Below are 25,288 nucleotides of genomic sequence, written 5' to 3' on the forward strand. Positions count from 1 at the left end.
GCAACCTTTCGTTCCAATCATTTTCTTTATGAAAAATAATAATCTTAAAAACAATAAAAAAGTGAATTGAACTAATGAATTACACTTTATTCATCAAAACTAAATCGAAACTCATGATGAAGACATTCACTTCTTTACAAATATTCATTGTCAAAAAGATGATCTATTCAATTTTAGTCAGTTAGTTAAAACATTTATATTTCAACCAATACCAATTGTATATCAATAAAAAGACAAATAAATAATAAATAGATTATTTTCCCTTTAAATTCAGTTAATTTTCCTATTGACTACAATATATTTCAACACTCTGAAAAAGCCACAAGGAATTCTTGTGGTTTTAGTGTTTGACAGAGCCCTAGAAATTTGAATGTCAAACTGTCTAAAAGAACATAAATTAATTGATAAAACGAGCGTAATCAACAATAAATAATTTGCTATTGATTACCATTGCTACTATATGAGTTATACCCTCTTTCACCATAAGGTTGAAGTTTTTCTAACCATTTTTCTTCTAGTTTTTTTAGATCTCCTTTGATACCTAATGGACTAATGTCTTCTTCCTTTAAAATTTCTAATACTTCAAATATAAATGACTCTTTTCCATATTCATTCCATTCTTGTTGAAGAAGTTTATTTGTACAAGACCCCGCCTCTAATTCAAATTTCTTCCCATTAATGGTTTTTAAATTTTTAGTACTTACGATGAAGACTTTTTGATTTTTTATGTTTTTAATTTGGTAAATACCTGCTTGAACTTTCGTTTCCTTATATTGCATTTTCAATTCTTTTTTTCTACTCATTTTTAACAACCTTTCTTTTACTAAGCTTTTACCCAATAACTACTGCCATCCGACTTTCGATCAATAAAGCCATATTCGATTAAGTATCTTCTTAACACGACATAATCAGGATAAATAGCTGTCAGTACTTCATTTATCTCTTTTTCTGAATAATTCTTATTTGGTGAAAATCTTTTCACAATTTCTCTTAACACAACAAGCTTTTGTTTTTCCTTTAATGGAAATTTTTTTAATGGCCCATCTACGCCTTCAGGAAAGTATTTTTTTATAGTTTTTTCCATTTCATCTTCCGTAATGTTATAGCGCTCATCAACCATTTTTGCTGTTTTATGAAGTGGTAAAAAACTTGGCGCATGCTGATCCTTTTCTTTTAAAAGCTCCATCAAGACAAGAAATAATTTTGCCTGTCTTTCCTTTTCCTTTAAAACAAAGCGATGATTCCTGATTGTCGAAGAGCTACCGATTCCCGTTTCTTTTTGTATTTCTGTATCACTCTTCCCTTGATAAAAAAGACGTAAAAGATGGTTTTGATGTTCTGTTAATCCTGTTAATTTTTTATCCAGTTGGATTAAATAATCGAAAACAGAGTCATGACTATGTTCTATATGGACTTTCATGTATTTTTCGGCTTCATATAAAATTCCCGAATCTTGATAAATAATGCCTTTTTCAATTCTATTACTACAGAGTAAACAGTAATAATGATTTTCCTCTTCGATATATCCTTGTTTTAATTCTTCTATATCGGCATTCCAAAAAACGTCTAAATTTTCCACTTAACAAACACAACCCTTTTTCGTTTATTACAAAACAAACATTTAAACAAAATGTTTACTAATTTATAAACATATTATGTTATTGTTTAAAAAATGTCAATTTTACTATTCTATAAAACTCAAGTTGTTTATACATAATTAATAAAAAAGATCTCTTAAAAGCCCCTTTAACATAAAGGTACATTTTTCCTAATATGGTACCGTTTTTATCATTTAATGTTTTAAAAATGATTCTTTCTATTCTTTTCAACATAATTCATTTATTCCATAAGGACTAATTTCAAATCTTCAATTGACAATTTATTACAGTACTTTACAATTAAAATGTAAGGTAAATTTAATATTCGACACATTTTAATCTAATTAAAAAACCTAGTTTAATATGGAAAAATCTTTACATATTATTTTTCTTTTAGACTAATATGGTTTAAGGAAAACAAAGGAAATAGGTATGACAAAGGATATATTCTTACGTCAGTCTTTACTGTCTAAGAATAAACGCAAATGAGTGATTTCTTTACAAGATAGGAGGAAGTTATGTCAATTAACAATGAAAAACACATTGAGCTTTTATCAATCGAAAAAAAATTCGATAAATCCTTTTTGCATATAAAACTATTATTTAATCAAGAAATAGAACTTCATTGGGAAATTGACAACGAAACGGCCAATCTTATGAAATCAAAAATTATTTTTGATGAAAACAATAAGTTTAGCCTTTCTTTATGTAGTACTTGGGATGAGGATAAAAAGCAGTTTACTAGTTTTGTAACGAAGTCAAACAGTAATAAGAGTGAAAAAATTTACTTTTCTTGTTCTGAAGAGTTTCATTTGCAACTTCACTCTATAAAAAATATGAAAGATCTTAGAATTTTAATTGATCTACCTTACTTATCAATTAGTCGATCCAGTTCAAAAAAAAATAAGGGTAATTCGAAAAAGTATAAACTATATGGTTGGCTTACTGTTGCTGCTATTAGTATTCTATCGATAAGCTTAATAGGTTATAAGAGTCAAACTTGTAAAGCAGAATCTTTATTTTGCGGAAAAAAACCAGCAAAAGCAGAAAGTGTTTCAAAGGTACAAAATACAAAATCTCCAGAGAAAAAAATTAAGTCAAATCAGGAAAAACAAGTTCCAAAGAAAGATGATATCAAAAACGTATCTCAACCGAATGTACACACAAATGAACCTGATGTCAGATATGCAGTTAAAAAAGAACCCATCAATAAACCCGTTCAATCAATATATCCGACTGTAAAATTAAACAATGTAATTAATTATAGTATCCCACAAGGTAGCGTAGCACTTACATTTGATGATGGTCCCTCGAAATATTCGAAAGAAATAGTAAATGTTTTAAAGAAATACAAAGTTGGCGGTACTTTTTTCTACATCGGAGATAACGTTCAAAGGTATCCTGAAAATGTACAATATGCATATTCTAACGGTTATTCTGTTGGAAGCCACTCCATGCACCACTATAACTTCTTAAAACTATCTTATAAAAATCAAGAAGATGATCTGGTTAGAACAAATAACTTAATAAAAAATATTACAAAGCAAGATACAGTACTCTTTAGACCACCCTACGGTGCAAAAAACCAAGCAACTATTGAATTAATGCAAAAACACCAATTTAAAATGGTTTTATGGGATAAAGATACTGAAGACTGGAAGAATCGCAATACGAATACAATTGTAAATTACGTTAAAAGCCACACTGGATCTGGAAGTATCATTCTACTTCACGAAACTAAACCTTCTTTGGATGCTTTACCACAAATTATTGAATATCTCCAATCAAAAAATTTAAAAATTGTTAGTTTAAATTAGCAAGTAGTCGCTTTTAGCGACTACTTTTTTATTCAAACGTTTGTTTAAATTTTAGAGTAGTACTTTTCATTTGTTTTTGAATGAATATCTTCTTCATTAGTCGCCCCCCCAATAATCAAAACTTTATTCATAAATTTATTTCTCTTTTAAAATTTTTTGTTTTATTTTCGTTCATTTTATTCTATAAAAAGCCAATTAATGGAATTTTGGTGCACCCTTGCTCTTTTTTTATTAATTGTGTTTAGATTGTTTACGAATAGGAATGCCATCTGTATACTACTTATTTAGACCCATATCTCTTAAACGGTTAGGTTATTTTCTTTAGTAAATATTTCCTAGATTTTTTTTTATTTTTTATAAAACTTTTTCGAATAGGTATACGTCTTTTATAATGTGTACCTTCTTAGATACGTATCTCAAAAAAGGAGCTCTTTAAATGAAGGGGAAAGCTAACTTAGAAAAGGAACTTGTAGATTTAATTATAAATAATAAAGATGATTTTTATCGGTTAGCTTATAGCTACGTTAAAAACTCAGAAGATGCGGTGGATATATTACAAGATTCTATTCATAAAGCCATTTCCTCAAAAGATAAATTAAAAAATGAACAATCTTTAAAAAGTTGGTTTTATAGAATTGTAGTAAATACATCATTAGATTTTTTAAGAAAACAAAAAAAAGTAACTGTAATGGATGAAGAAACGATTGAGCTATATTCTTCAGGACAGGATGATAATTATACAGATATTGATTTAGAAAGATCATTAGAATCTTTACCAACTAAATATCGGGCTGTAATTGTCCTCAGGTATTTCGAAGACTTAAAAATTGAAGAAGTTGCTGAAATTTTACAGGAAAGTCCAAATACAATAAAAACTCGTTTATATAAAGCTTTAGAAATACTCCGGATTAAAATGAAATGAATTTATTTTTGGGAGGCCAATTAGTTGGATAAAAAATTAGAAAAATTAAGATCGGACTATAAAAATGTTCCTATCCCTGATCATTTGGACATTATTGTTAATAAAGCAATTAAACGTTCCATAAAAAAAAGAGTCCCTTTAAAGTCAATTACAGGTTTTTTAACTGCAGCACTATTTGTTTTATCAATCAATACTAGCTCGACTTTTGCAAAGACATTATCAAATGTTCCAATACTTGGAAATGTTGTTAATGTACTAACTTTTACTGAATATACTGTAGATGAGCCAACCTTTAAGGCAAATTTAAAAGTCCCTGCGGTTAAAAATTTAAAAAATAAAGAGTTAGAGCAAAGCTTGAACAACAAATACTTAGAAGAAAATAAAAAGCTATATGATCAATTTATGAAAGAAACAGAATCTGTTAAAAAAGGTTCTGGTGCACACCTAGGAATTGATAGTGGTTATGAAGTTAAAACAGATACTGAGGATATTTTGTCCATCGAAAGATATGTTGTTAATACCGCTGCCTCTTCCTCAACAACTATGAAATTTGACACAATTGACAAGAAAAAGGAAATATTATTGTCATTACCGATTCTTTTTAAAGATAAATCATATGTAAAAATAATTAGCGAAAACATTAAAGAACAAATGAAAGAACAGATGAAAAAAGATAAAAGTAAGGTATACTGGATACCGGAAGCAAATCTTGACTATTCAATTGATCCTTTCGTAAGCATTAAAGACAATCAAAATTTTTATATAAATGAAGATCATAAGCTTATTATTTCATTTGATAAATATGAAGTTGCACCTGGTTATATGGGTGTGGTTGAATTTACGATTCCAACCGACGTCATTTCAAAAGTATTAGTTGGAGATCATTATATTAGATAACTTTTTTAAATAAACGAATAAAGAGTCACTTTTAATTTATTAGATTTGGCTCTCTTTTTTTGAAAAACAAATACATTAAACAAAAGCCAATAGATAAAGAAGGCTATATAAATATAGATAAATTAGAGGAAGGGGAAATTAAAAATGAACTTCGCGGTTCGGACGATTAAGAAATTAAATAGTATAAGCGCTCAACATTTGTTCAAAAAAGAAATCGTTTATGAGGTGTTTAAACGAAGAGGTTATGCTTATGTCTAATACAAAGAAACCGTTTCGTTATATGGCTGGATTAGACGGGCTTAGAGCTTTAGCTGTTTTATCTGTAATTGCATATCATTTGAATTTTTCATGGGCTTCTGGCGGGTTTCTAGGCGTTACAGTATTTTTTGTACTTTCAGGTTATTTGATTACCGATTTATTAATTGCTGAGTGGAGTACAAATCAAAGGATCGACTTAAAAAGCTTTTGGTACCGCCGCGCAAAAAGACTTCTACCGGGTATGTTCACCTTACTACTTATTGTCATTGCATTTGTTTCATTATTCAAATCATCAATGATCGGAAATTTAAAACAAGATTCAGTAGCTGCCATATTTTATTACAGTAATTGGTGGTATATCTTCCATCACCTTTCATATTTTGAGTCTTTTGCAAATCCATCGATATTAAATCATTTTTGGTCGTTAGCTGTTGAGGAGCAGTTTTATATTATTTGGCCGATCCTTACTCTATTAGGCTTAAAATATATTAAAAATAAAGATCGACTATTTTTGTATACATTAGTTGGTGCAATCGTTTCTGCATTACTGATGGCTATATTATTCCATCCTGGTAGTGATCCTAGTAGGGTCTATTATGGAACTGACACGAGAGCTTTTTCATTATTAATAGGGGCATCATTAGCTTTAGTATGGCCTAGCCGAAAACTTACAAATAACGTTACAACCTCTGGAAAAATATTAATTGATCTAGTAGGGATTACGGGTTTACTTATTTTTCTACTGATGGTCAGTAAAACAAATCAGTATGATAGTTTCCTTTATCGTGGGGGAATGTTCTTATTGTCTATTTCATCTGCCATGCTAATTGCGGCACTTGCTCACCCGACAAGTAAGATTGGTAGATTCCTATCAATGAAACCATTGAAATGGATCGGATTACGTTCATATGGAATCTATTTATGGCAGTACCCTGTCATTATTTTATTGTCCCCTAAGGTTAACACTGGCGATATTTCACTGTTTAGAGCAATTTGTCAAATTACATTAATATTTGTTCTTGCAGCTCTTTCCTATCACTATATTGAAGATCCAATTAGAAAAGGTAAACTAGGTATACTTTGGAAAAACTTCCTTGCAGGAAATATTAATTTAAAAGAATTCTTTTATAAACATATTGTGATCATATCCACATTTATTTTATTATCAGGTATCGCAAGCTTTGGACTATCTATTCTCCCTGATTCTAAAGATGTAAAAGCAAGTTCAGAAATTGAATCAGTTCAATCCGTATCAAAACAATCTTCTGAAACTGTTGTTGAAAACGGTACTAAAAACCCTCCTTCAACAACTATAGATGATCACGATAAACAAGCAACCAAACCAATTGGGCAAAATGATGACGAAAAATCAGTAACTAATGAAGAAAAAACAGTAAATCAAGATGAAAAGCCAGTCAATGACAATACAAGTAAACAAAATAATAATAGTGGTCAAACAAATGAAGAGCCAAAGTCAGGTGTCGATCACAATCAAACTCCAAATACTAACAAACCCGCTGAAACGAATAAGCCGGTTGTGTCAAATAATAATGTATTTATCGTAGGAGATTCAGTCGTTATTAATTCAATTCCTGAACTGAAGAAAACCTATTCATCACTTTCTGTAAATGCTAAAATTGGAAGACAATTTACTGAAGCATCTGCAATCATTCAACAAGCAAAAAACACAAATTCGCTTGGAAATATTGTTGTTATAGAACTAGGTACAAACGGTCCCTTTACCACAAAACAAATGTCTTCTCTCATCGATTTAATTGGGAAAGATCGAAAAATTTTATTTGTTAACACGCGAGTACCAAGACCTTGGGAGTCGATTGTGAATAAAACTTTAAGAGAAGTTTCAAGTAAATATGCAAATACTAGAGTTGTAGACTGGCATAGTGCTAGCGCAAATCATAACTCATATTTTTCTCCAGATGGTGTTCATTTAAAACCAGATGGTGCAAAAGCATTAGCGTCACTACTCATAAATGCAATTGAATCTTGGAAGTAACACCGGTTGAATTGATTACTAGGTAAATTTAAAATGCACCCCATATAGTAGACATAGTCTACAATTTGGAGGTGCATTTTTTATTTATCATACAGAGAAAAGCCACAAGTTTCTTGTGGCTTTTTCATCTAACACTCTAGTTAAATTTCTTTTTCAATTCTTCTAACGTTAATTTACTTGTTTTTTCAACTGGTTTAATAGATGTAGGGAAATATGGATTTGTTGTCATAAAGTTCTTTTCAACATAATTGAAGTCCAAAATATCAACTACTCCATCTTTATTTAGATCTTCCTTCAACTTATCTCCAGTTACATGCGCTTTATTTGCAATAAGCTTTGCATCATAAATGTCGATTACATTATCTCCATTAATGTCTCCTGCCGCTGCAGTATCGGTATAAGCGAAATAGTCTATTCCTTGGATTTTTCCATCTACTAATTTACTTAATTTAACTTTTCTACTATATTGATAGTGTCCTGGTATGCTAACTACGAATGTATAATCATCTTTAGTGGCAGGAATATTTAAAATCGTCATATAGCCATGATCAGAAATATCCGCTTTATATTGTTTACCATTTTTATCTACAACATATGCTTTTACACCTAGCTTCGAATAATCTAAATCGTAGTTATAAAAGTTAACTGCTTCACCGTGAAAATACCCTTCTAGAACTGAGTGTTGGGCGATGAATTTAAAGTGATTAGCATATGTCGGTAACGTAACCTTATTCCCTTCATTTGTTTGATAAGTTGACTCTTGATAATAAAAGCCACTCTCCCTCATATAGTTAAGGTCGCTCACTACCTTTAAATTAATATCTAACAAATCAATATTCCCATTAATTTTTACTGGTAAATTCGTCTTTTTATCCTTAATATCAACTGATAATGTTGTAATATTTGACCACGTATCCTCTGTTATTTGTGGTTTTCCAATGCGAATACTCCAATTATTTTTCTTCATTAACTCATCTAATTGTTTCGATTGCTTTACACTCATAACTTTGTAATAGTTTGGAATATTAATAGTTGCGTTAGCACTTGTTAAATTTTTCGCATTGTGGATCGTAAATATACTTGTAAACTCTGAACCTAAAGTAACTTCTTTAGACTTTGTATTAATTGTTGCGTATCGGTCACCTTTATTAATAATCGTAAAATCAGGGAAAACCGGGTTTCCTGCTGTTGCATAATCATAGGTATAAATTGCTACGTTCGTAGGGTAATTTGCATACTCTTCTGGTAATACACCAAATTTGAAGTCACCATTTTTAGTTGGGAAAAATTGTGCTGTCGGCCATGATGAATCCTGATAAGCATAAACTGAGTTTGCTTCTTGAGTTAGCTCATGTCCTCTACTCTTTAGATAATCGATTGTATCGTCGTATACATTTCCATGGACCCAGTAAGCTTTGTAATCTTTACCATCCATTGGGTTTGTTTCAGTTGTTAAATCCGCATCGGAAATTTCATTAATGCCTGTCTTTTTATCAAATACTACTTTTGGAGGGGTATTATCAATTACCATATCATTGTCAACTTTATAGGTTTTCCCAGCAGCATCTGTACCAATATAAGAAACAATGTATTTGCCTTCATCTAAAGGTTCATATTCAAGTGTTAATGGCTTATTTGGATCACCTGTAAATAATTTTGCATCACCAGAAAAGCCGTACATGATTAAGTAGTCTGTATCAACATTTGCACCTGCACAATCGAAAGTACCGTATAGGCCAATTGGTTTTCCAGATAGATCGCTAACAACAACATCGATTTTTTCCATCTCACTGTTAAATCTTACTGTAACTGGTGTAAAAGGTAGTATATCAGGATGGAAGTTACTTAAGTCACTTGTTATTGCATTCTTAAAGAAATCAACCTTTGCAAATCCACTTGTCGTATACCTCACGTGGAACGGTATTTGGTACTCCTGTGTTTTCGATTCATTTTCTACATAAATATAGCCTTCATATATGCCAAATTCAGCAGATTTTGGTATTGTTACTTTGGCGTCTATATTGACACTGTCATTTCCATTAACAGTTACTTCAGAAGGCAGTTCGAGTTTCACTCCATTTTTACTAGCATCTCTTGAAACCTCATCAATCGTTAAAAATTCTACTCTTGTATGATATGTTTCATTATTTTTGCTTAAATTTTTAATATTAATTGAAGTTGTACGATTTTGTTCCTCGCTTGTTTGTGTAATACTTCCGAATGGTAATGAACCTGATAGATCATCGATTTGCTTTTTAAAACCATTTTCATCCAATGTATACGATTTATTTTGTACTTCTACTAAAGTCGTGTTATGAACTGCCTCGTAAGCATCTACTCGACCAGCTCCAACTTCGTTTACATGATATGTTCTTCCTTTTAATGGATCGGCTGTATTCATAAGTGCTGCTTTTACATCGGCAACAGTATATTCTGGGTGGGATTGTAGTAATAATGCAGCAACACCCGCAACATGTGGCGTAGCCATTGAAGTCCCATCCATGCTCGCGTAACTAGTTGAGTAATCCGTTTCTTCCCCAGGATTATTAATATATTCTGGTACAGTTGAGAAAATAGAAACACCTGGTGCCACAACATCTGGTTTAATATCAAAATTATTACTTACAGGTCCTCGGGAACTAAAGTCTGCTAATACGTCACCAGATGTCATATTTGACTGTAAATCCGTCATTTTTAATTGAACATCCGGATTCTTAGTGAGCTCATCAACAATACTTTTCCCTTCCTCTTGACTCATTTTAAAAGTAGGTACATAACCAAAGTTTTCACCTAAAAAGAAAGGAATCTCTTCTTCTATATTATTATAAATTAACACTGCTACTGCTCCTTTTTCATGAGCACGTCGGATTTTTTCATCAAAAGATAAAGTACCACGTGATATTAGCGCCACTTTGCCACTTACGTCTTTATTTGTATAATCCTCCTCGGCACCTATTCCTACATCTACAACATTCAATTTTTTATCAATAATATTTAAGTAATCTTTTCCTAAACCGTGAGCCATTAACTCATTTTCAACTGAAACATTCCCTATACTCGTTTGTACAGTTGGTATATCTGTAGGAACATCGCTTGCTCCGACAGTAATAGCTAATGGTGACGAACCAGGAGAACCTAGTGACCCTGGAGTAGGACCTGCATTACCTCCCGCTACCACGGGAACTACCCCTTGTAAAGCTGCATTATTAATCGCTACTGCTGTAGCATCTAAAGAATAATTATTACTGTTTCCTAAAGAAAGATTAATTACATCCATCCCATCTTCTACAGCCTTTTCAATTCCAGCAATAATCCAAGAATCATATCCTGAACCATAATGACCTAAAACACGATATGCATATAAGTCAACATTTGGTGCTACGCCAGTCATTGCATAATCAACGTTATTTCGCGGGTTTGATGCAATTGTACCCGCAACATGTGTTCCATGTTCAGTAACAAATGGACGGCCATCAATTTCTGCCGGCTCACCAGAAGCAGCTAAATCTGCAGGTGTAGATTCCATTGGATCCGAGTCATTATCTACAAAATCATAACCACCTTTATAAACATCCTTTAAATCCGGATGATTATAATCAATACCCGTATCAAGAACTCCTACTTTAATCCCCTGGCCATTTATATCCTCGTTATGTAAACGATCTACACCTAAAAGTGGTAACGCTGGTGGCACACTTTTATTTTTTGTAGAAGAATTAACAGAAAGCTCTTTGATCGGTACACTAACTTTGTTATCCTTCCATACTCGTTTCACAACACCCGTTTGAAGAAGCAAATTAATTTGATCCGTCGGAATCGTCATTGCCACTCCATTGAATACATTTTCAAATGATTGTTTAATATGAAACTGATTTGTTTTCTTTTTAGCTTGCTGATTTACTTCCACTTTTTCGTTTTTCTTATTCCATAATTCCGTTAATCGCTTTTTAAAGAACTCTTGTTCACCTTTTATTTTTTCTTTCTTACCTTTAGATACCTTTTTGATTTTCCCATTTTGATCATTTTCAATTGGTGAAGTTTTTAGTTCAACTATAATATTTGCAGTTTTATCTTTTAAGGATAATAAGCTTGGGTCAATCACAAAGCCTTCTTGAGGAGTTAAACGTTTAATCGATTGTCTTTGCTCATCTGTCAGTCCCTTTAAGATTGATTCTACAGAGTTCGACGTTGCATAAGATTTTTGTTGAGGCATTAAATAAGATGTAAAAAAGCTTGTAGTTAATACACTTGTTACCATTACATTTAGCATTTTCTTATTTCTAATCTTCATTTCTATGCGCTCCTTCTACTAGATTAAGTTAAACTGTTTGAAAAAAATGATTAAATTAACTAACTCTATTTCATTCCTCCAATAAAAAAAATGGTGTAAAATTAGAATTGGAATAGTTAGATAAATCTAATAATTTAATTGTAATTTAGCTATTTTTCGTGGTAAATGGGGGTTATTTCAGATCGAATTGTCTTTAATGAGCCTTATTTTCGACATTCATCATCATAAATTATTTTTCTATTTAGCATTAAAGTCGCATTTTTTACTAAATTTATTGATTGATAGATTTTGCATGGAATGAAAGTTTTTAAAAATTCAATAGAAATTTTTAGGATTAACTTGGGGGAATCAATGGTTTTCTACTACTCAAACTTTTAATAAAAGGCTTACAAAAAGGAGAAATTTGTTATGTATGAGGGGAGAATCATAAAATATTATCGAGAAAAATCTCAAATGACACAAGAACAATTAGGGAAAGGAATTTGTTCTAGTACGCATATTAGTAAAATAGAAAGATCTCAAACTGAATATGCAAATGAAATTATAGCCCTTCTATCAGATCGACTTGGAATAAAAATCGAAAATGAGATTTTAAAATTAAAAAATATTAAAATGCGTATAGATAGTTGGCAGCAGTCTATTGTAATGCAGCTATTTGACGAAATAGAAAAAATCAACATAGAACTTGAGCAAGAAGAGTTAATTCAAATTTCAAATCATATTAATCAATATAAATTACTTCGCATCCGATATTTATTAATGCGTAATTTAATGAGTGAAGCAAAAGAGCTCATTAATGAAATTAAAAAAATAAAGCACAAATTGGCACCTTATGAACGAAATCTTTTTAGACATGTGCAAGGTATTTATCACTTAACGAACCATGAACCTTTACTTGCCATTCAAGTTTTAAAGAAAATTAATATTGAAGAATATGCAAATGAGGAATATTATTATCACTTAGCTTCTGCTTATCATTCAAATGATTTTCCTGTTATGGCATACTTCTATGCTGATAAAGCCCGACAGTATTTCAAAAGTATTAATTCCTATCTTAGGGTAATCGACTCCGAAATGCTTATGCTAATACAAGTTAAGGATAATGAAGAATTTTCTGAGACGATTAAAAGATTTGAAAACTTAATCCAAAGCTGCGAAATTTGTAGATCATCGGACCGAAAAGCAAGGGTATATCATAATTTAGCTTTTGAATATTATCGAAGAAAAAATTATGAGTTAGCAAAAAAATATTATTTTGAGTCTATGAAATTGAAGGATTCCAATTCGATCCCATACTTACTTTCCTTAGAAGGATATATACGAAGTTCCTATTATGGAAAACTTTTATCTAAAGGTGAATTATTACAATATGTAGGGAAAGGGTATGATCTTGCTACCAAAAAAAATGACAAACTTTTTATTAATTTATTCATCTTATTAGACTTATTAATCTTAGAAAAAGAACAAGAATATCACCAATATTTGGCAGATCATTCATTACCATTTTTTAAAAAAGTAGGATTCGCTTATCTAATCAATCAATCGGAAAAAGAATTGTTTAACTATTATATTAAAGGCAAACAAACCCGTAAAGCATTAAATATGGCAAATACATTAATAAATCAGTAGAAAGTAAAAGGCATGTCCCGTACTAATGAGACATGCCTCAGACTGCCCGAAAACGCTCGCTTTCTTCGTTGCTTCGCCTGTCTGCGGTGCTCATTACCGTCTAAGGTAACTCCGCTCCTCACCAGGCTTCGCGCCTCGAAAGACAAGCGCTTGCAATCAGTCTGAAAATCAGAATTACTTTGTCTACACACTGAAGCATGTCCCGTACTAATAAGACATGCCTTTTACTTTCTGATAATCGCTCGCGTTCTTCTTTATTACTTCGCTTCAGACTTCTGTCCTCGAAAGACAAACGGTTGCAATCAGTCTGAAAAGTTTTTTATGATTATTTTTTAGCTGGCATCGCTTCTTCAAGTGCAAGGTGATTCATATATAAATAAGTAGCGTATTCTTTTCCAACGTATCTTAAATGCCATGGTTCATAGTGATATTTTGTGATCTCCACTTTATCTTCAGGGTAACGAATGATAAAGCCGTATTCATGTGCGTGCTCCGCTAACCATGTACCTTCAGGCGTTTTGGCAAAACCTACTTCTAACTTATTACCAAATGCCGGTGATGAAACATCCATCGTTAGTCCAGTTTGATGTTCACTCGTTCCTGGATATGCGCTGTATGCTTTAGTCCATTCCTCACCGTGTACAGAAAGATAATTATTGTATAATGAAACTTGTCGATCATACGAACGATATCCAGAAATTGCTGTTAATGTATAACCATCAGCTGATGCACCAGCAAATAACTTCTCTAATGCATGTCCAGCTTCACTTCTCATTCTAGTTTTTTCTTTTATTGCCCCATTTAATGGGATTGATGGATAGATAAGATCACCTGGTTCATAACCATCTGGTAACTTTCGATCTTTATTCACTAACACTAAATTTGAATCAACGTTTAAAACTTCTAATAATCCAGATTCATCTTCTTTTGTCGTTTTATAATAATCTGGAAAACTAAGTACCATATCATTTTTAACTTTGGCATTCTTTTTAATAACAATTGTTTTAGGTTCTTTGTTTTGTTCATAAAGAGTACCTGCAACACCAGCTACTAAAACGAAAGAAATTGCAATCCCCAAAATTGGTTTTTTTCTACGATTTTTCATACTTCTGAACAATATTTATCTCCTCCTACATTATTTCTATACTTTTTCGCTTTTTTAATTGGTTTTTGTCGTAAGAATTTGATAGGCGATTAATTACGTTCTGTTTACTCTAGTATCGTCACGAAATCTTATAATCAAACTACTAAATAATCATCGTTTAAGATCAAACAAAAACTAACCATAAAAATAATAAAATTTGTTTTACTAAAAATTAGACGATTTAATTATACAAAAAGTTTTATAATCTGACATTTTTTTTAATAATATGTTATGTTAATAAATAGTATTTATAACAATTAAAAAATTGTGTTAATATAATTTACTCGATAAACAAAAAACAGAATATTTTGGAAGTATTTTACTAAAAAGACTAATACATTTAAGAATCTATATATAGGAGAATAAAATTATGAAATGGCTAATTTGTTTTGGCCCCTTATTAGAACTAGCTATAACAGCTAGTATTGCTAAATTCTGGGCCGATGATTTTAAAGAAATTGCACCGATTATTATACTTCAGTTTTTACTTTATACTTTTTTAATAACACCAATTCTTCTTTGGGGATTTTTACGTTAAATATTCCCGATAATAAAAAACCTTCTTCTCTGAAGGTTTTTTATTATATTCCAATAATACCTTACTTCATTATACGATAGAATTTTAATTCAAAAGAACTATTCCATCTAATTTACGAGACTTTAGTATGTCGAGTTCATGTCGATTGTGCATTTAACCCGCGCCAGTATTAGGTTTGGTGAATTCATCTTTTATCAATAATTCGTAATGACTATGTTGTAAAATAGAACAAAAAAAACAAGAATACCAAATAGTATTCTTGTTTTTAAGGTTTATTAACTATGCAAGTTTCCTTTTAGCCAAGGTCGATTCCGATAGTGACCGATTGGGATTTGAATTAAACTCGTTTTTCCCATCTTTTCTAATCCGTATATCTCATCGCATAATTTTGTATTGTATCCAAGAAGTGGATGCCCTCCCATTCCTAATGCTGATGCGGCTATTAGTAAACGCTGAACCATTATGCCAGCTTCCATTTGTTGAATTCGATAGCCTCTATAACTATGTGTTGATTTTAAATGTTCCGTATTACCCATTACATGTATACAAATTGGCACTTGGAATAAATTAACGGTAGGGGCATTCATTCCAGACTGGAGCTGTATACGATGATCTCCTAATTTCATTTGTACTAGCGTATGAGTACGATCATCATAATAATAAGCTCCATTGTTAATCCCTTCAACGTTATACAAACATAAATATAATTTTGGCCTGTTCTTACTATTTTTAAAGGATCGATCTAAATCATTTATATAGGAGAAGGATGCTGTCGCCTCTTTAAGTAATGTTGCAAGTTTTATTTGACTAATAGAGCTTAAAACAAAGTCAAGCTCAGGTGAAAACCGTTCTTTACATATCGCGGCAAAATCATAGGATAGACGTTCTACTTTAGGTAATATAATTCGATGCCGTTCATCTACAGGATCAACAGTTTCGTCAACTTTTCTAAATGATTGAGTCGATTCAATCATCGATACTTTATTGAGTTTAATTAGCATCGGAAACTCTCTAATCTTTTTTGATTTTATTAAATATTTATGTGAAACTGCTTGTAACTCTTTACTTAGATCGATTGAATAATGATGTTTACTTTTTGCATTATCTTTAGACATCAAGCTAGTTACTTCAATAGAGAGTGGAATGATTCCGTAAACACTTTCCTCACGTTCGTTTATGCCGATTAAATGGTTGATTGCTTGATCGAGAAACTGGTAATATACTCCAGCCTTAAGCCCAAACCGTTTAGCCGCCTCTAAAATCTGTCCAATTAGCACACCGCAATCTAGCCCTTGAAGACGATAAGAAAAATTATTATATTTGAAGAAATTTTTCCAAAACATTGTTGAAATAAAAATAGTACAAAAACACTTTGGAAGATCGCATCTATCTCCTAAAGCTCTTGACACATAAGAATCAAAATTTCCTTCTCTTAATAAAACTAAGCAATGTCTAGCAACATCATAATGATAGATCCCTGAACAGACATGTTCGGACTTCAAATATAAATACAACTCATTCGGATACAATCCTCCACCAGAAGGAATGAATCTTCTGTTTGAAGACATCATATTAACCATTTCATTGGAACCAGAAGCAATTGCTGTTTGAGCAACTTGGGTTAATCCATATACATACCATAGAAAATAGCCAATTTCGTCTATATTTGGCTCAGATGCGTTCCTGATTTCTTTTAAGGATAGTGGCACGTTAAGAGAAAGTGGAATAGTAGGTAAATCTTTATAAAGCTTATAAGTTAGTGGGGCATCCTCCCAATCTACTTCCCAATCTGATTGATTAGCCTTTTCGATATCAAAATGAAGATTGTGTAGAAATGTTTGTAAACTCATTCCAATCACCTCCTATAGCACCACTTATGGGAACGGGTGTGGATATGGATTGAGCTGCTCCGGCTTTAGCGGCTTCTTCGTATAGCCCAATTTAACAGGTACTTTTAACACTCGATCAAGTCCATTTAATCGTTTTAGATGATGGCCAAATGTCATAGGCAACATCCCTGGAATTAAAACTTTTACACAAGATAATCCATTTCTTTTGATTTCAGGTGTAGTTTGATCGACTACAATCACATCAAGATTTAATTGCTTAAATACTTGAAGAATATCTTTTAAATCATTCGTCAAATCCAGATGGTTTGTATCCCATTTAAATTCTTCCTCAAAAGTCTTTAATGGACGGTTATCATCTAATAAAAACTTCAGACGATCTTCTGCTTGTCGTAACCCATATAACATCCCATGATCATCCATTTGTTTAACGAGATTATGATCTAAAAGCATTTTCATAATTTGGGCATAATTTTCTTCAAACTTTTTATCCAATGTTAACATCATTCCAGCTAACTCATGTACTGCGCTTTTAACCGCCCTAACTGGATCAAGATGTGCACCTGCAGCACAAATGAGATTTAATCCATGTTCTTTTCGATTTTTTGCAATGGCAACAATACTTGGGATTCCATTCTCCATCGTCGAATTAAATAAATGTAGATCATATCCTCCAACTAAGCGCATTCGTTCAATCATTAAATCGAGTTCTTGATCATTAGCCGATTTTGGATCAAGCTTTGGAAGGGGTAACTGAGCATACCAAGTCATTAGGAATGAATCTCGTTCAACAATTTCCAAAATACCGTAAAATATAGCTTCTTCTAAACTACCTCCTAATGCACATCCATTGGAAGTTTCATACACATAACCGCGTCCACATCCTAGACTATAGTATGAAAGCAACTCCGGTACAAGAATCGGCTCTTCCTTCATAAATGAATAACCCCATACCCAATCAATCTTCCGTTTAGGATTAAACGCCTTAAATGGAAAATGAGGCAGAGCATACTGTTCTTTCGAATGAGTACCGACACTTTCTGGATTCATTGCATAATCTTTTACGTTGTTATAACTATCATGTACTACTGTTTTTTTTCCCCGTGGAGTAAGGCCACAATACCTTTCTAACCCTTCTAAAATGGCAGTTAATTCACTAGATTCATATGAGAGCGTACGTCCCGCTGTTCCTTCATCCCCTTGTATTAACGGTAGGTTTACAACTACATCTGCAAATGGCGTGGTTAGATCGTATGCCTTCCCATTTAAAAAACCAGTCTTTTGGCCTAAATAGTCATTAACTAACACTTTTTTTAATTCATCCATCGAGCGACTACGATAACTAGTTGGAGAAACTTTCATACTAGGCTCAAGTGAAATAATTGCTAAATCAGCAGAATCATCTTCTAACTCACCACAAACCGGACATAACGGATTCGGTAAAAAAAAGTGATTAGAGCTTTTGAATGTTTTCATATTTAATAAAAAGATCCGTTCCTCTAGACGAGTTTCTTTACCATTCATAAATTTATCTACTTCAGCAGCAATTAAGTAAGCCATCTGTAAAAGTCCCGTTCTTGTACTCCATACATCATCTGACCTTCCATCAGATTCTACTATCTGATGATCTATTTCTAGCATTTCTCTACGCTCTCTACCAGCCATTAAACGTCTAAAATCGGCACATTTTATACATCCTTTTTGTCCTGGATAGACTAAAGGTCCGATTACCCCTTCCCCAAATGAAACACAAGCGCGTAACCATGGAACTGTTCCTAATTTGAAGACTTCATCTACTTTTTCATAAATTTTAGGGTTCCATGCGTCATCTAAAACAAGTAGTAAACTAGTATCCTCAGAAACTTTCGACGCTAGATCTTTTTGTTGAACTATTTTATATTTATTTATCAGGATTTCAGATGTGTACTTACTTAATAATCCTTCTCCAAATATGGCAACCGTTGAATTCAAATCGAGCTCACCTCTCTTAACAAGACACCATAAACTCCCGCAAGTTCATCTACATTAATCGATTCAAGCATAAACTCCAATATTACTAATTCCTTATTATTCTGTTTTAAACTATCTATAGCTGATCCTACTAATTGAGTATGTTTAGTACGATTAAATTCTAGGAACATCATTTCTGATACTTGCTGTTCTTCCACTAAAACTGATGAACTTTGGATCGCTTTTGATGCAAGTAGTGGGGTTTTATTTTGTGATTCCTTAAGTACTAGTTTTAGTGCCTCTTGTAGGGCCATTGTTAGATTTAAACCAACACTTCTAAACCAGCCTTTTTGTGTTCCAATCCAGACTACTGGAAATCCACAAATCTCTTTTCCTAATGCTATTTTTGGAGATTCCTGTATTGTGTTTATTGTTTGTAAATAAAATTTTGCACAATCATCTTCTATTTTTATCGTTTTTATTTCCTGAATATGATGTTTCTGAACACCCGTTTGTTTATCCAGCTTATTTGATAAATATTTTTGCAGAGCTCTACAAATACTTTCTGAAAAAGTTTGACCAGTAGCTATTGCGATGTATTCCCCAGGTTCAATACACTCTATGACATCTGACTCAGAATTCATAATAAGTTGATGAGCTATTTGAGATACATACATTTCAACCCCAGTAAGTCCTGCCTCTTTTCGTGCTTCTTCATGCGTTAGTTCAGTACAAATCGTACTCGTTAGTAGTTTTACTGGTCCTTCTGTAAGAGGATCTACAACTTGTATCCGACACTGCGCTAAAGGAAGTTGATTTAATTCACCTTCATCCCAAACATGAAATAATCCAGTTTCTTGTGAATTGAACTGACCTAAGTAAGTTAATAACTTACTTTGATCACCTATAGGTTTGGTTTGCTCTAACAATTCAGCAAAATTCCGAACAATCTTAGCTTTCGCTTTCCCGTCCACTAGCGGGTGAGGAGAAAATGAATGCCAACTGCCTTCCAGCGTCTCTTGGTTAATAATATAAACTTGATTAGTCTTTTCTGTTTCGCGTGACTTTGTAATATCCTTAAATAACTCGAACACCATTATATTTGCCAACATTGCTGATGTCATAGAAGACAATGGCTGGTTCGTTTCTTCTTCACAAAGTATGTTTTGATGCACACTTCTCCATGCCGACTCGAAGCAAACATCAGAATTTGGAGTCACTAGAGGTCCAGCCATACAAATCTTTGGAGAAGAAATGGCTGGGATAAACCTTTTTTTCTCTCTTTTACAAATCTCATTTAGCAATTTCAGTTCATAAACACGATCATCTTCTGATACGTATAAAATCGAATCAAAAGTAGATACAATTTCTTGTAAAGAAAGCTTCTTTCTCTTAATAAATTCAACTTCGACTTCACGATCAGTTCTCCGAGCGTTGTCTACAATTTCTTTTATTCGTTTTTCATCTGTATTTTCCGTATTCGTTATTAAAAGATGGAATTTTGCTAACCCCGACTCTAATAATGCTGAAACTAACGAAGTGACAATTGATCCAGAACCAATTGCCAATATTTTGGATTGGCGATAAGTTTGAAAACGATAAGAACCAGAATCCCCAAAACAATTTAAAAACTCAATTTGACTTGCATACTTCTCTAAAATATCTTTCGATAATTGATGTGGGTGATCCTTACTTACATCCCGTGCAAAGCCATTGTTATATAAAATCTCACCAATTTCATATACTCTTTCTCGATATTGGTCAGGCAAGCCATTTGTTAAAATTTCTAATGAGTGTTCACCATTAAACATAGGAAGTAACTTTTCAATCCACTGGTAAATAGATGCACCTTCCATCCGAAAAGAACTTAAGTTATTCCTAAAATAAACACCTCCATTCAAATCAGGTACAAAAAAAGTATCTCGATTAACCTTTAGACGTGCTGATGGATCCAATTTTGACATCTTTTTCAACCCCTTCGATCCAGTGAGTTGTACATTGAAATTCATAAATACTTTCTTCATAATCCTATGTATATTCTGTATTCCTTATGTCATAACCTAACTAGATGGCCCCTACAAAGATTAGTAGGGGCCATGTTTGTCTAGATGGACAAATAGTTTTTATGAAACAGTACAATTAACGGTGACAGCGACCGCATCCTCCGCAACGGAAACAGCCTCCGCATCCTCCGCAACGGAAACAGCCTCCACATCCAAAACAAGTAAAAATAGGGAAGAAACAAGCAAAACAAACTCTAGCATCGTAATTTTGATACTGATTATAATCCCATGGAACTGCTTGACTAGCTTGAAATTGATCAACGTTTAATTGTTGAAGTTCTCTTTGAAAATCATACATTTTTATAACCTCCGACATGAAATTTGAAAGCGAATAAAAACATACCGTATTTAAATAAAATCAATACGATTCCTCAATTTGAATCTACTAAAACGCAGACTCTCAACAATAAAATATGTTGAAGACTTGGGCATTGTTACCGATTCAATTGCCCAATTTATTACTCCTTAGTAAAACGATGACCTGATTGCGTACAAAAAAACCTCACATCTAAAGTGAGGTTTTTCATCAGTTAAAATCTTTTATCTTTAATCTTCATTAAATTTAATGTTATTAAGAGGTTCATATGAATATAGCTTCTTAATTTCTTTCTTATTTCTGCTGTTTTCTTTTCCAAAAATTAATTGCGCTGGCTTTATTTTGGGTATTTTGATTAGTAGGAGGTATAGTAATAATAGAATATCAATAATGAAAAGTAAGTCCTTTATCATAAAAAAAGAGAATATAGTATTGGTGATTTCTTCTGTTTGTTCGAGAGTAGAAAATACAAAAACAGCATATCTTTCATAAATAGTACAGGTAAAAAAAATAGTTCCAACCACTATTGAAGTAAAACTATAACCTATTAATCGTTGTCTTTTATTGAATTCTAAAAAGGTTGGAAGTAAATATAGCAAAGCGATAATAAATAGACTAAATAATAATCCTAACAATGTAATCCGACTAGGTAACATAGACTGAACTAGTAAAAGTTTTCCTAGGATAAAAAAAAGTAAAACAATCCCCATCATCACCCTCCTCATTTCCACTTGTAGAGCAACATTTCTGATCAGATCCGAAAAACAGTGAACGAACACCTTTTCAAAGTAAATTATAGTATTGCTTAATAGCGTTTTAAATGCTATTTTTTACCGTTTCTATAGGTAAAAGCAGTTAATATAGTCAGTTCATATAACAATGTATACCATACGTAATCTAAAAAGAAATTATCGATCAATTAATATTTATTACCGTTTTTAACGGTAAAAGTTGTCATATCCTTATTCATCATCAAAGTTTAAAATAATTTTGAAAACATTATCTCAACAACACTTTTTGTGATTATTGTCACAAAAATAGATAGTTTGTTAGTAAAAATTTTATTCTAGATCAAAGTAGGAGATGAGATGGATAAGGCTAGTTTACGAAGATTACACTTAATCGACATTTTATGTAGTCAAGAAAAATGGTTTAAAACGGAGGAACTTGCTAAAAATTTAAATTGCACTGAGAAAACAATTCGAACTGATATACAATTTATCAATGCAACTTTCCCTGAAGGTTGGCATATTGAAACGATAAAAGGAAAAGGAATTTATATAAATAATCCAATTAATTCCTCGCTTGATCAAGTTCGGGCACTTTTTGTTAAAAACTCTTTATCACTTCAAGTAATCATGTTTATTTTAATCAAAGAGATTGAACACATTAGTGATTTAGGAAAAGTTTTATATACACATCACAATACTGTTTATAAAATTCTCGAACGAGTAGACACTTTATTGAAGTCTTATAACTTAAGTTTAAAGCGGGCACCTCTTGAAATTGTAGGTAATGAATTTCAAAAAAGAATCTTATGTTGTGACGTATTGTATGATCTATATTCCCATACGAATAAATGGCCTTATGATTCCATATCGTTTTCTATCATAAAAAAAGTAGTTACAAGGTCAGCAAATGAAAACAATTTACTTATATTTACACCTACGATCTATCGACTTATTTATTATGTTGGTACGATGCTTCAAAGAATCGATCGGGATATACAATTGGATTTAAATCCTGCTAACAATATAAAGGATTCGAAGTTTTTTTTAGTTGCAACTTCTATATGCATACAGATTGAAAAAATTTATAAAGTAACAATACCATTAAATGAAATATACGCTCTTTCAATAGTAATATCTGCATCCCCTTATTTTTCTAGCGATAATGAACCTCAAGATAAAATATTAAATAGCTACCATAAAAAATCAGAAAAACAATATATTGAATTATACGAGCTCGTTAGGATGCTCGAAAAAAATCTTAGTATAGAATTACATGATCAAAATGATTTTATTCTCACTCTTCAAAAACAATTTAAAGCCTTTTCCCAAGTTCTTTTTTTAAACAGTAGAATCGATCGATCTTGTCTCATTTCTGAATACGTTAAAAATCGTTATCCGGAGTTATTTAATAAAGTAAAAACTGTATTTCGTAATTGGTGTAATGTTCTTTCATACCCAGAAGTAAATAATGAAGTAATTGCTAAAATCACATTAAATATTCAAGCAATCATCAATAAATTATCTTTAGAAAAAAAAAGAGTACTGCTATTAAGTAGTGAGGGTTATGGCGTTCAACATTATATAAAGGTAAAACTAATAAAAGAATTTGGAGATACAATCCAATTTGTTGAACCCCGAAGCGCCAATTTTAGCCCTGAAACGATTAGTGAATTACGTTTGGACTTTATTATTGCTGATTTTCAAATTGATTTAGATCTCGTTCCCATTGTGGTAATTAGTTCTACTCTTTCAAAGCGCGATATAAATCATATTGCCCATTTATTAAATGAATTTCATTTTAAATAAGCACTAAAAAGGTGATTATATGATAAAAGAAAGGCAAACATTAGCCACAAATAAGATAGTCAATCTGTTAAGGAAACTTGATCATGATACTTTTTTACATGGGATGCGTGTAGGAGAAATGTCTTATAAATTCAGTAGATATTTAGATCTCTCTTTACAAAAATCCAATCAATTGCATTTTATTGGTTATGTACATGATATTGGTAAGCTTAAAATACCAATTTCTATTGTTTCAAAAAGAGGACCTCTTACTGATTTCGAGTGGAATCTAATGAGGAATCATACAATTTATGGATATGATTTATTAAAAGATTTTTCATATCATGATGATATTTTAAATGCTGTACGTTATCATCACGAAAATATTGATGGGACTGGCTATGAAGGTTTATGTCATAACGAAATTGATTTTAATTCAAAAATAATTAGGATCATTGATAGTTTTGATGCATTAACCAATGACCGTTGTTACAGAAAGAAAGGTTCGATTGAATTCTCTTTAAAAAAAATTCAAAAACAAAGTGATACTGTTTATGACCGAGAATTAGTAAAGGAGTTCACTAAGTTTATACGTAAACTATATTAAGTAATATACAATAATGCTAATAATTTACACCTATTAATTGCTAGACCAGAATCTATTAACATGTTATAGTTTCATTAAAATTATAAATTTCACTCGTATAATAGTGAGGATATGGCTCACAAGTTTCTACCGGTTAACCGTAAATTTACCGACTATGAGTGGTAACACATCTGTCTAGCTCTTGTGAATCAAAGACTCAAAATGTGTTACTTCACTCATTTTATACAGTGGAGTACATGTTTTGAGTTTTTTGTTTAGATTAAGGGGGATCATTATGGAATTATTACTTAAAAAAATAGAACAAGAAGGAATCGTTTTAGCAAATGATGTATTAAAAGTGGATGCTTTCTTAAATCATCAAATGGATCCTGTTTTAATGAAGGAAATTGGAGAAGAATTTGCGCGTTTATTTTCTGAAGAAAAAATAACAAAAGTAGTTACGATAGAATCTTCAGGTATCGGACCTGGGCTAATGACAGCACTTGCTCTAAATGTCCCTCTAGTTTTTGCTCGTAAGAAAAAGTCAATTACAATGCAGCAAGATGTTTATACTGCTAAAGTTTATTCATTTACAAAAAAAGAAGAAAATGAAATTTCAATTTCTCATAAATGGTTAGACGAAGGTGATAAAGTATTAGTAATCGACGATTTCTTAGCAAACGGACAGGCAGCTCTTGGATTACTTTCAATCATTGAACAAGCAAAAGCGGAAACTGTTGGCTTTGGGATTGTAATTGAAAAATCATTCCAAGATGGTGGAAAACTTCTGCGTGATCGTGGTTATCGAGTTGAATCTCTTGCTCGTATCCAATCTTTAAAAGATGGACAAATTAAATATTTAAATGAAGAATTAACTGTTTAAGAATAAAGAAAAGACATTG

At 31.9% G+C, this 25,288-nt stretch carries 18 protein-coding genes and 1 riboswitch; of the genes, 9 read left to right on the forward strand and 9 right to left on the reverse strand.

Features of this window, described 5'->3' with window-relative positions:
- Window positions 1-437: 437 nt before the first annotated feature.
- Window positions 438-803 carry a GIY-YIG nuclease family protein gene (locus CN925_RS11035; protein WP_098846312.1) on the reverse strand — a complete coding sequence of 122 codons (366 nt, stop codon included), beginning with the start codon at window positions 801-803 and terminating at the stop codon, window positions 438-440.
- Between the two features lie 20 nt (window positions 804-823).
- Window positions 824-1,579, reverse strand: a complete 756-nt coding sequence (locus tag CN925_RS11040; RefSeq protein WP_098846288.1) for a DUF2087 domain-containing protein — start codon at window positions 1,577-1,579, stop codon at window positions 824-826.
- 537 nt (window positions 1,580-2,116) lie between these two features.
- On the opposite strand from CN925_RS11040, the gene CN925_RS11045 reads away from it, so the two are divergent.
- The 4 genes from CN925_RS11045 (at window position 2,117) to CN925_RS11060 (ending at window position 7,506) form a co-directional block, all read left to right on the forward strand.
- On the forward strand, window positions 2,117-3,415 hold the full coding sequence (locus CN925_RS11045) for a polysaccharide deacetylase family protein (protein WP_098846289.1): 1,299 nt from the start codon (window positions 2,117-2,119) through the stop codon (window positions 3,413-3,415).
- A gap of 436 nt (window positions 3,416-3,851) precedes the next feature.
- A complete protein-coding gene (locus CN925_RS11050; RefSeq protein ID WP_098846290.1) occupies window positions 3,852-4,337 on the forward strand; it encodes an RNA polymerase sigma factor SigV in 486 nt (161 codons plus the stop codon).
- A 24-nt stretch (window positions 4,338-4,361) separates the two neighbouring features.
- Complete coding sequence (rsiV, locus tag CN925_RS11055) at window positions 4,362-5,234, forward strand: anti-sigma-V factor RsiV (RefSeq protein ID WP_098846291.1); 873 nt, start codon at window positions 4,362-4,364, stop codon at window positions 5,232-5,234.
- Window positions 5,235-5,484: 250 nt separating this feature from the next.
- A complete protein-coding gene (locus CN925_RS11060) occupies window positions 5,485-7,506 on the forward strand; it encodes an acyltransferase family protein (RefSeq protein ID WP_286138327.1) in 2,022 nt (673 codons plus the stop codon).
- Between the two features lie 136 nt (window positions 7,507-7,642).
- On the opposite strand, the gene CN925_RS11065 is transcribed toward CN925_RS11060, so the two are convergent.
- Window positions 7,643-11,797, reverse strand: coding sequence for a S8 family serine peptidase (locus CN925_RS11065; protein WP_098846293.1), 4,155 nt, complete (start codon window positions 11,795-11,797; stop codon window positions 7,643-7,645).
- A 408-nt stretch (window positions 11,798-12,205) separates the two neighbouring features.
- Here CN925_RS11065 and CN925_RS11070 point away from each other — a divergent pair, with 408 nt between their 5' ends.
- Window positions 12,206-13,426 carry a helix-turn-helix domain-containing protein gene (locus tag CN925_RS11070; RefSeq protein ID WP_098846294.1) on the forward strand — a complete coding sequence of 407 codons (1,221 nt, stop codon included), beginning with the start codon at window positions 12,206-12,208 and terminating at the stop codon, window positions 13,424-13,426.
- A gap of 325 nt (window positions 13,427-13,751) precedes the next feature.
- Here the strand turns inward: CN925_RS11070 and CN925_RS11075 are convergent, their stop codons facing one another.
- Entirely contained in the window at window positions 13,752-14,531 is a 780-nt protein-coding gene (locus tag CN925_RS11075; RefSeq protein ID WP_098846313.1) for a M15 family metallopeptidase, read from the reverse strand.
- 409 nt (window positions 14,532-14,940) lie between these two features.
- On the opposite strand from CN925_RS11075, the gene CN925_RS21315 reads away from it, so the two are divergent.
- Entirely contained in the window at window positions 14,941-15,108 is a 168-nt protein-coding gene (locus CN925_RS21315; protein ID WP_180232933.1) for a hypothetical protein, read from the forward strand.
- A gap of 275 nt (window positions 15,109-15,383) precedes the next feature.
- On the opposite strand, the gene CN925_RS11080 is transcribed toward CN925_RS21315, so the two are convergent.
- From CN925_RS11080 to CN925_RS11100, 5 genes are all read right to left on the reverse strand, one after another.
- Window positions 15,384-16,958: a SagB/ThcOx family dehydrogenase gene (locus CN925_RS11080; RefSeq protein ID WP_098846295.1), complete on the reverse strand. Its 1,575-nt coding sequence runs from the start codon at window positions 16,956-16,958 to the stop codon at window positions 15,384-15,386.
- 24 nt (window positions 16,959-16,982) lie between these two features.
- Window positions 16,983-18,926: a TOMM precursor leader peptide-binding protein gene (locus CN925_RS11085; protein WP_098846296.1), complete on the reverse strand. Its 1,944-nt coding sequence runs from the start codon at window positions 18,924-18,926 to the stop codon at window positions 16,983-16,985.
- Window positions 18,923-20,869, reverse strand: a complete 1,947-nt coding sequence (locus CN925_RS11090; protein ID WP_098846297.1) for a putative thiazole-containing bacteriocin maturation protein — start codon at window positions 20,867-20,869, stop codon at window positions 18,923-18,925. Before CN925_RS11090 ends, CN925_RS11085 begins: the two co-directional genes overlap by 4 nt.
- Window positions 20,870-21,044: 175 nt before the next feature.
- Entirely contained in the window at window positions 21,045-21,266 is a 222-nt protein-coding gene (locus CN925_RS11095) for a heterocycloanthracin/sonorensin family bacteriocin (protein ID WP_098846298.1), read from the reverse strand.
- Window positions 21,267-21,514: 248 nt separating this feature from the next.
- Window positions 21,515-21,994: a hypothetical protein gene (locus CN925_RS11100; RefSeq protein WP_098846299.1), complete on the reverse strand. Its 480-nt coding sequence runs from the start codon at window positions 21,992-21,994 to the stop codon at window positions 21,515-21,517.
- A 378-nt stretch (window positions 21,995-22,372) separates the two neighbouring features.
- On the opposite strand from CN925_RS11100, the gene CN925_RS11105 reads away from it, so the two are divergent.
- The 3 genes from CN925_RS11105 (at window position 22,373) to CN925_RS11115 (ending at window position 25,269) form a co-directional block, all read left to right on the forward strand.
- On the forward strand, window positions 22,373-23,821 hold the full coding sequence (locus CN925_RS11105; protein ID WP_098846300.1) for a BglG family transcription antiterminator: 1,449 nt from the start codon (window positions 22,373-22,375) through the stop codon (window positions 23,819-23,821).
- 19 nt (window positions 23,822-23,840) lie between these two features.
- Entirely contained in the window at window positions 23,841-24,407 is a 567-nt protein-coding gene (locus tag CN925_RS11110; protein ID WP_098846301.1) for an HD-GYP domain-containing protein, read from the forward strand.
- Window positions 24,408-24,480: 73 nt separating this feature from the next.
- Window positions 24,481-24,582: riboswitch (purine riboswitch) on the forward strand.
- Between the two features lie 99 nt (window positions 24,583-24,681).
- Window positions 24,682-25,269 (forward strand): xanthine phosphoribosyltransferase, encoded by a 588-nt coding sequence (locus CN925_RS11115; RefSeq protein ID WP_098846302.1) that lies wholly within the window; start codon window positions 24,682-24,684, stop codon window positions 25,267-25,269.
- Window positions 25,270-25,288 lie beyond the last annotated feature (19 nt).

Origin of the sequence: Bacillus sp. AFS055030 (genome assembly GCF_002574545.1) — a bacterium.
In the GTDB taxonomy this organism is placed as follows: Bacteria; Bacillota; Bacilli; order Bacillales; family Bacillaceae_G; genus Gottfriedia.

Bases quoted from the DNA above. Each gene is read 5' to 3' on its own strand.
- CN925_RS11115 (WP_098846302.1), top strand. From the start codon at position 24,682: ATGGAATTATTACTTAAAAAAATAGAACAAGAAGGAATCGTTTTAGCA.
- CN925_RS11105 (WP_098846300.1), top strand. From the start codon at position 22,373: ATGGATAAGGCTAGTTTACGAAGATTACACTTAATCGACATTTTATGT.
- CN925_RS11070 (WP_098846294.1), top strand. From the start codon at position 12,206: ATGTATGAGGGGAGAATCATAAAATATTATCGAGAAAAATCTCAAATG.
- CN925_RS21315 (WP_180232933.1), top strand. From the start codon at position 14,941: ATGAAATGGCTAATTTGTTTTGGCCCCTTATTAGAACTAGCTATAACA.
- CN925_RS11050 (WP_098846290.1), top strand. From the start codon at position 3,852: ATGAAGGGGAAAGCTAACTTAGAAAAGGAACTTGTAGATTTAATTATA.
- CN925_RS11090 (WP_098846297.1), bottom strand. From the start codon at position 20,869: ATGTCAAAATTGGATCCATCAGCACGTCTAAAGGTTAATCGAGATACT.
- CN925_RS11060 (WP_286138327.1), top strand. From the start codon at position 5,485: ATGTCTAATACAAAGAAACCGTTTCGTTATATGGCTGGATTAGACGGG.
- CN925_RS11035 (WP_098846312.1), bottom strand. From the start codon at position 803: ATGAGTAGAAAAAAAGAATTGAAAATGCAATATAAGGAAACGAAAGTT.
- CN925_RS11095 (WP_098846298.1), bottom strand. From the start codon at position 21,266: ATGTATGATTTTCAAAGAGAACTTCAACAATTAAACGTTGATCAATTT.
- CN925_RS11080 (WP_098846295.1), bottom strand. From the start codon at position 16,958: ATGAGTTTACAAACATTTCTACACAATCTTCATTTTGATATCGAAAAG.
- CN925_RS11045 (WP_098846289.1), top strand. From the start codon at position 2,117: ATGTCAATTAACAATGAAAAACACATTGAGCTTTTATCAATCGAAAAA.
- CN925_RS11075 (WP_098846313.1), bottom strand. From the start codon at position 14,531: ATGAAAAATCGTAGAAAAAAACCAATTTTGGGGATTGCAATTTCTTTC.
- CN925_RS11110 (WP_098846301.1), top strand. From the start codon at position 23,841: ATGATAAAAGAAAGGCAAACATTAGCCACAAATAAGATAGTCAATCTG.
- CN925_RS11065 (WP_098846293.1), bottom strand. From the start codon at position 11,797: ATGAAGATTAGAAATAAGAAAATGCTAAATGTAATGGTAACAAGTGTA.
- CN925_RS11100 (WP_098846299.1), bottom strand. From the start codon at position 21,994: ATGGGGATTGTTTTACTTTTTTTTATCCTAGGAAAACTTTTACTAGTT.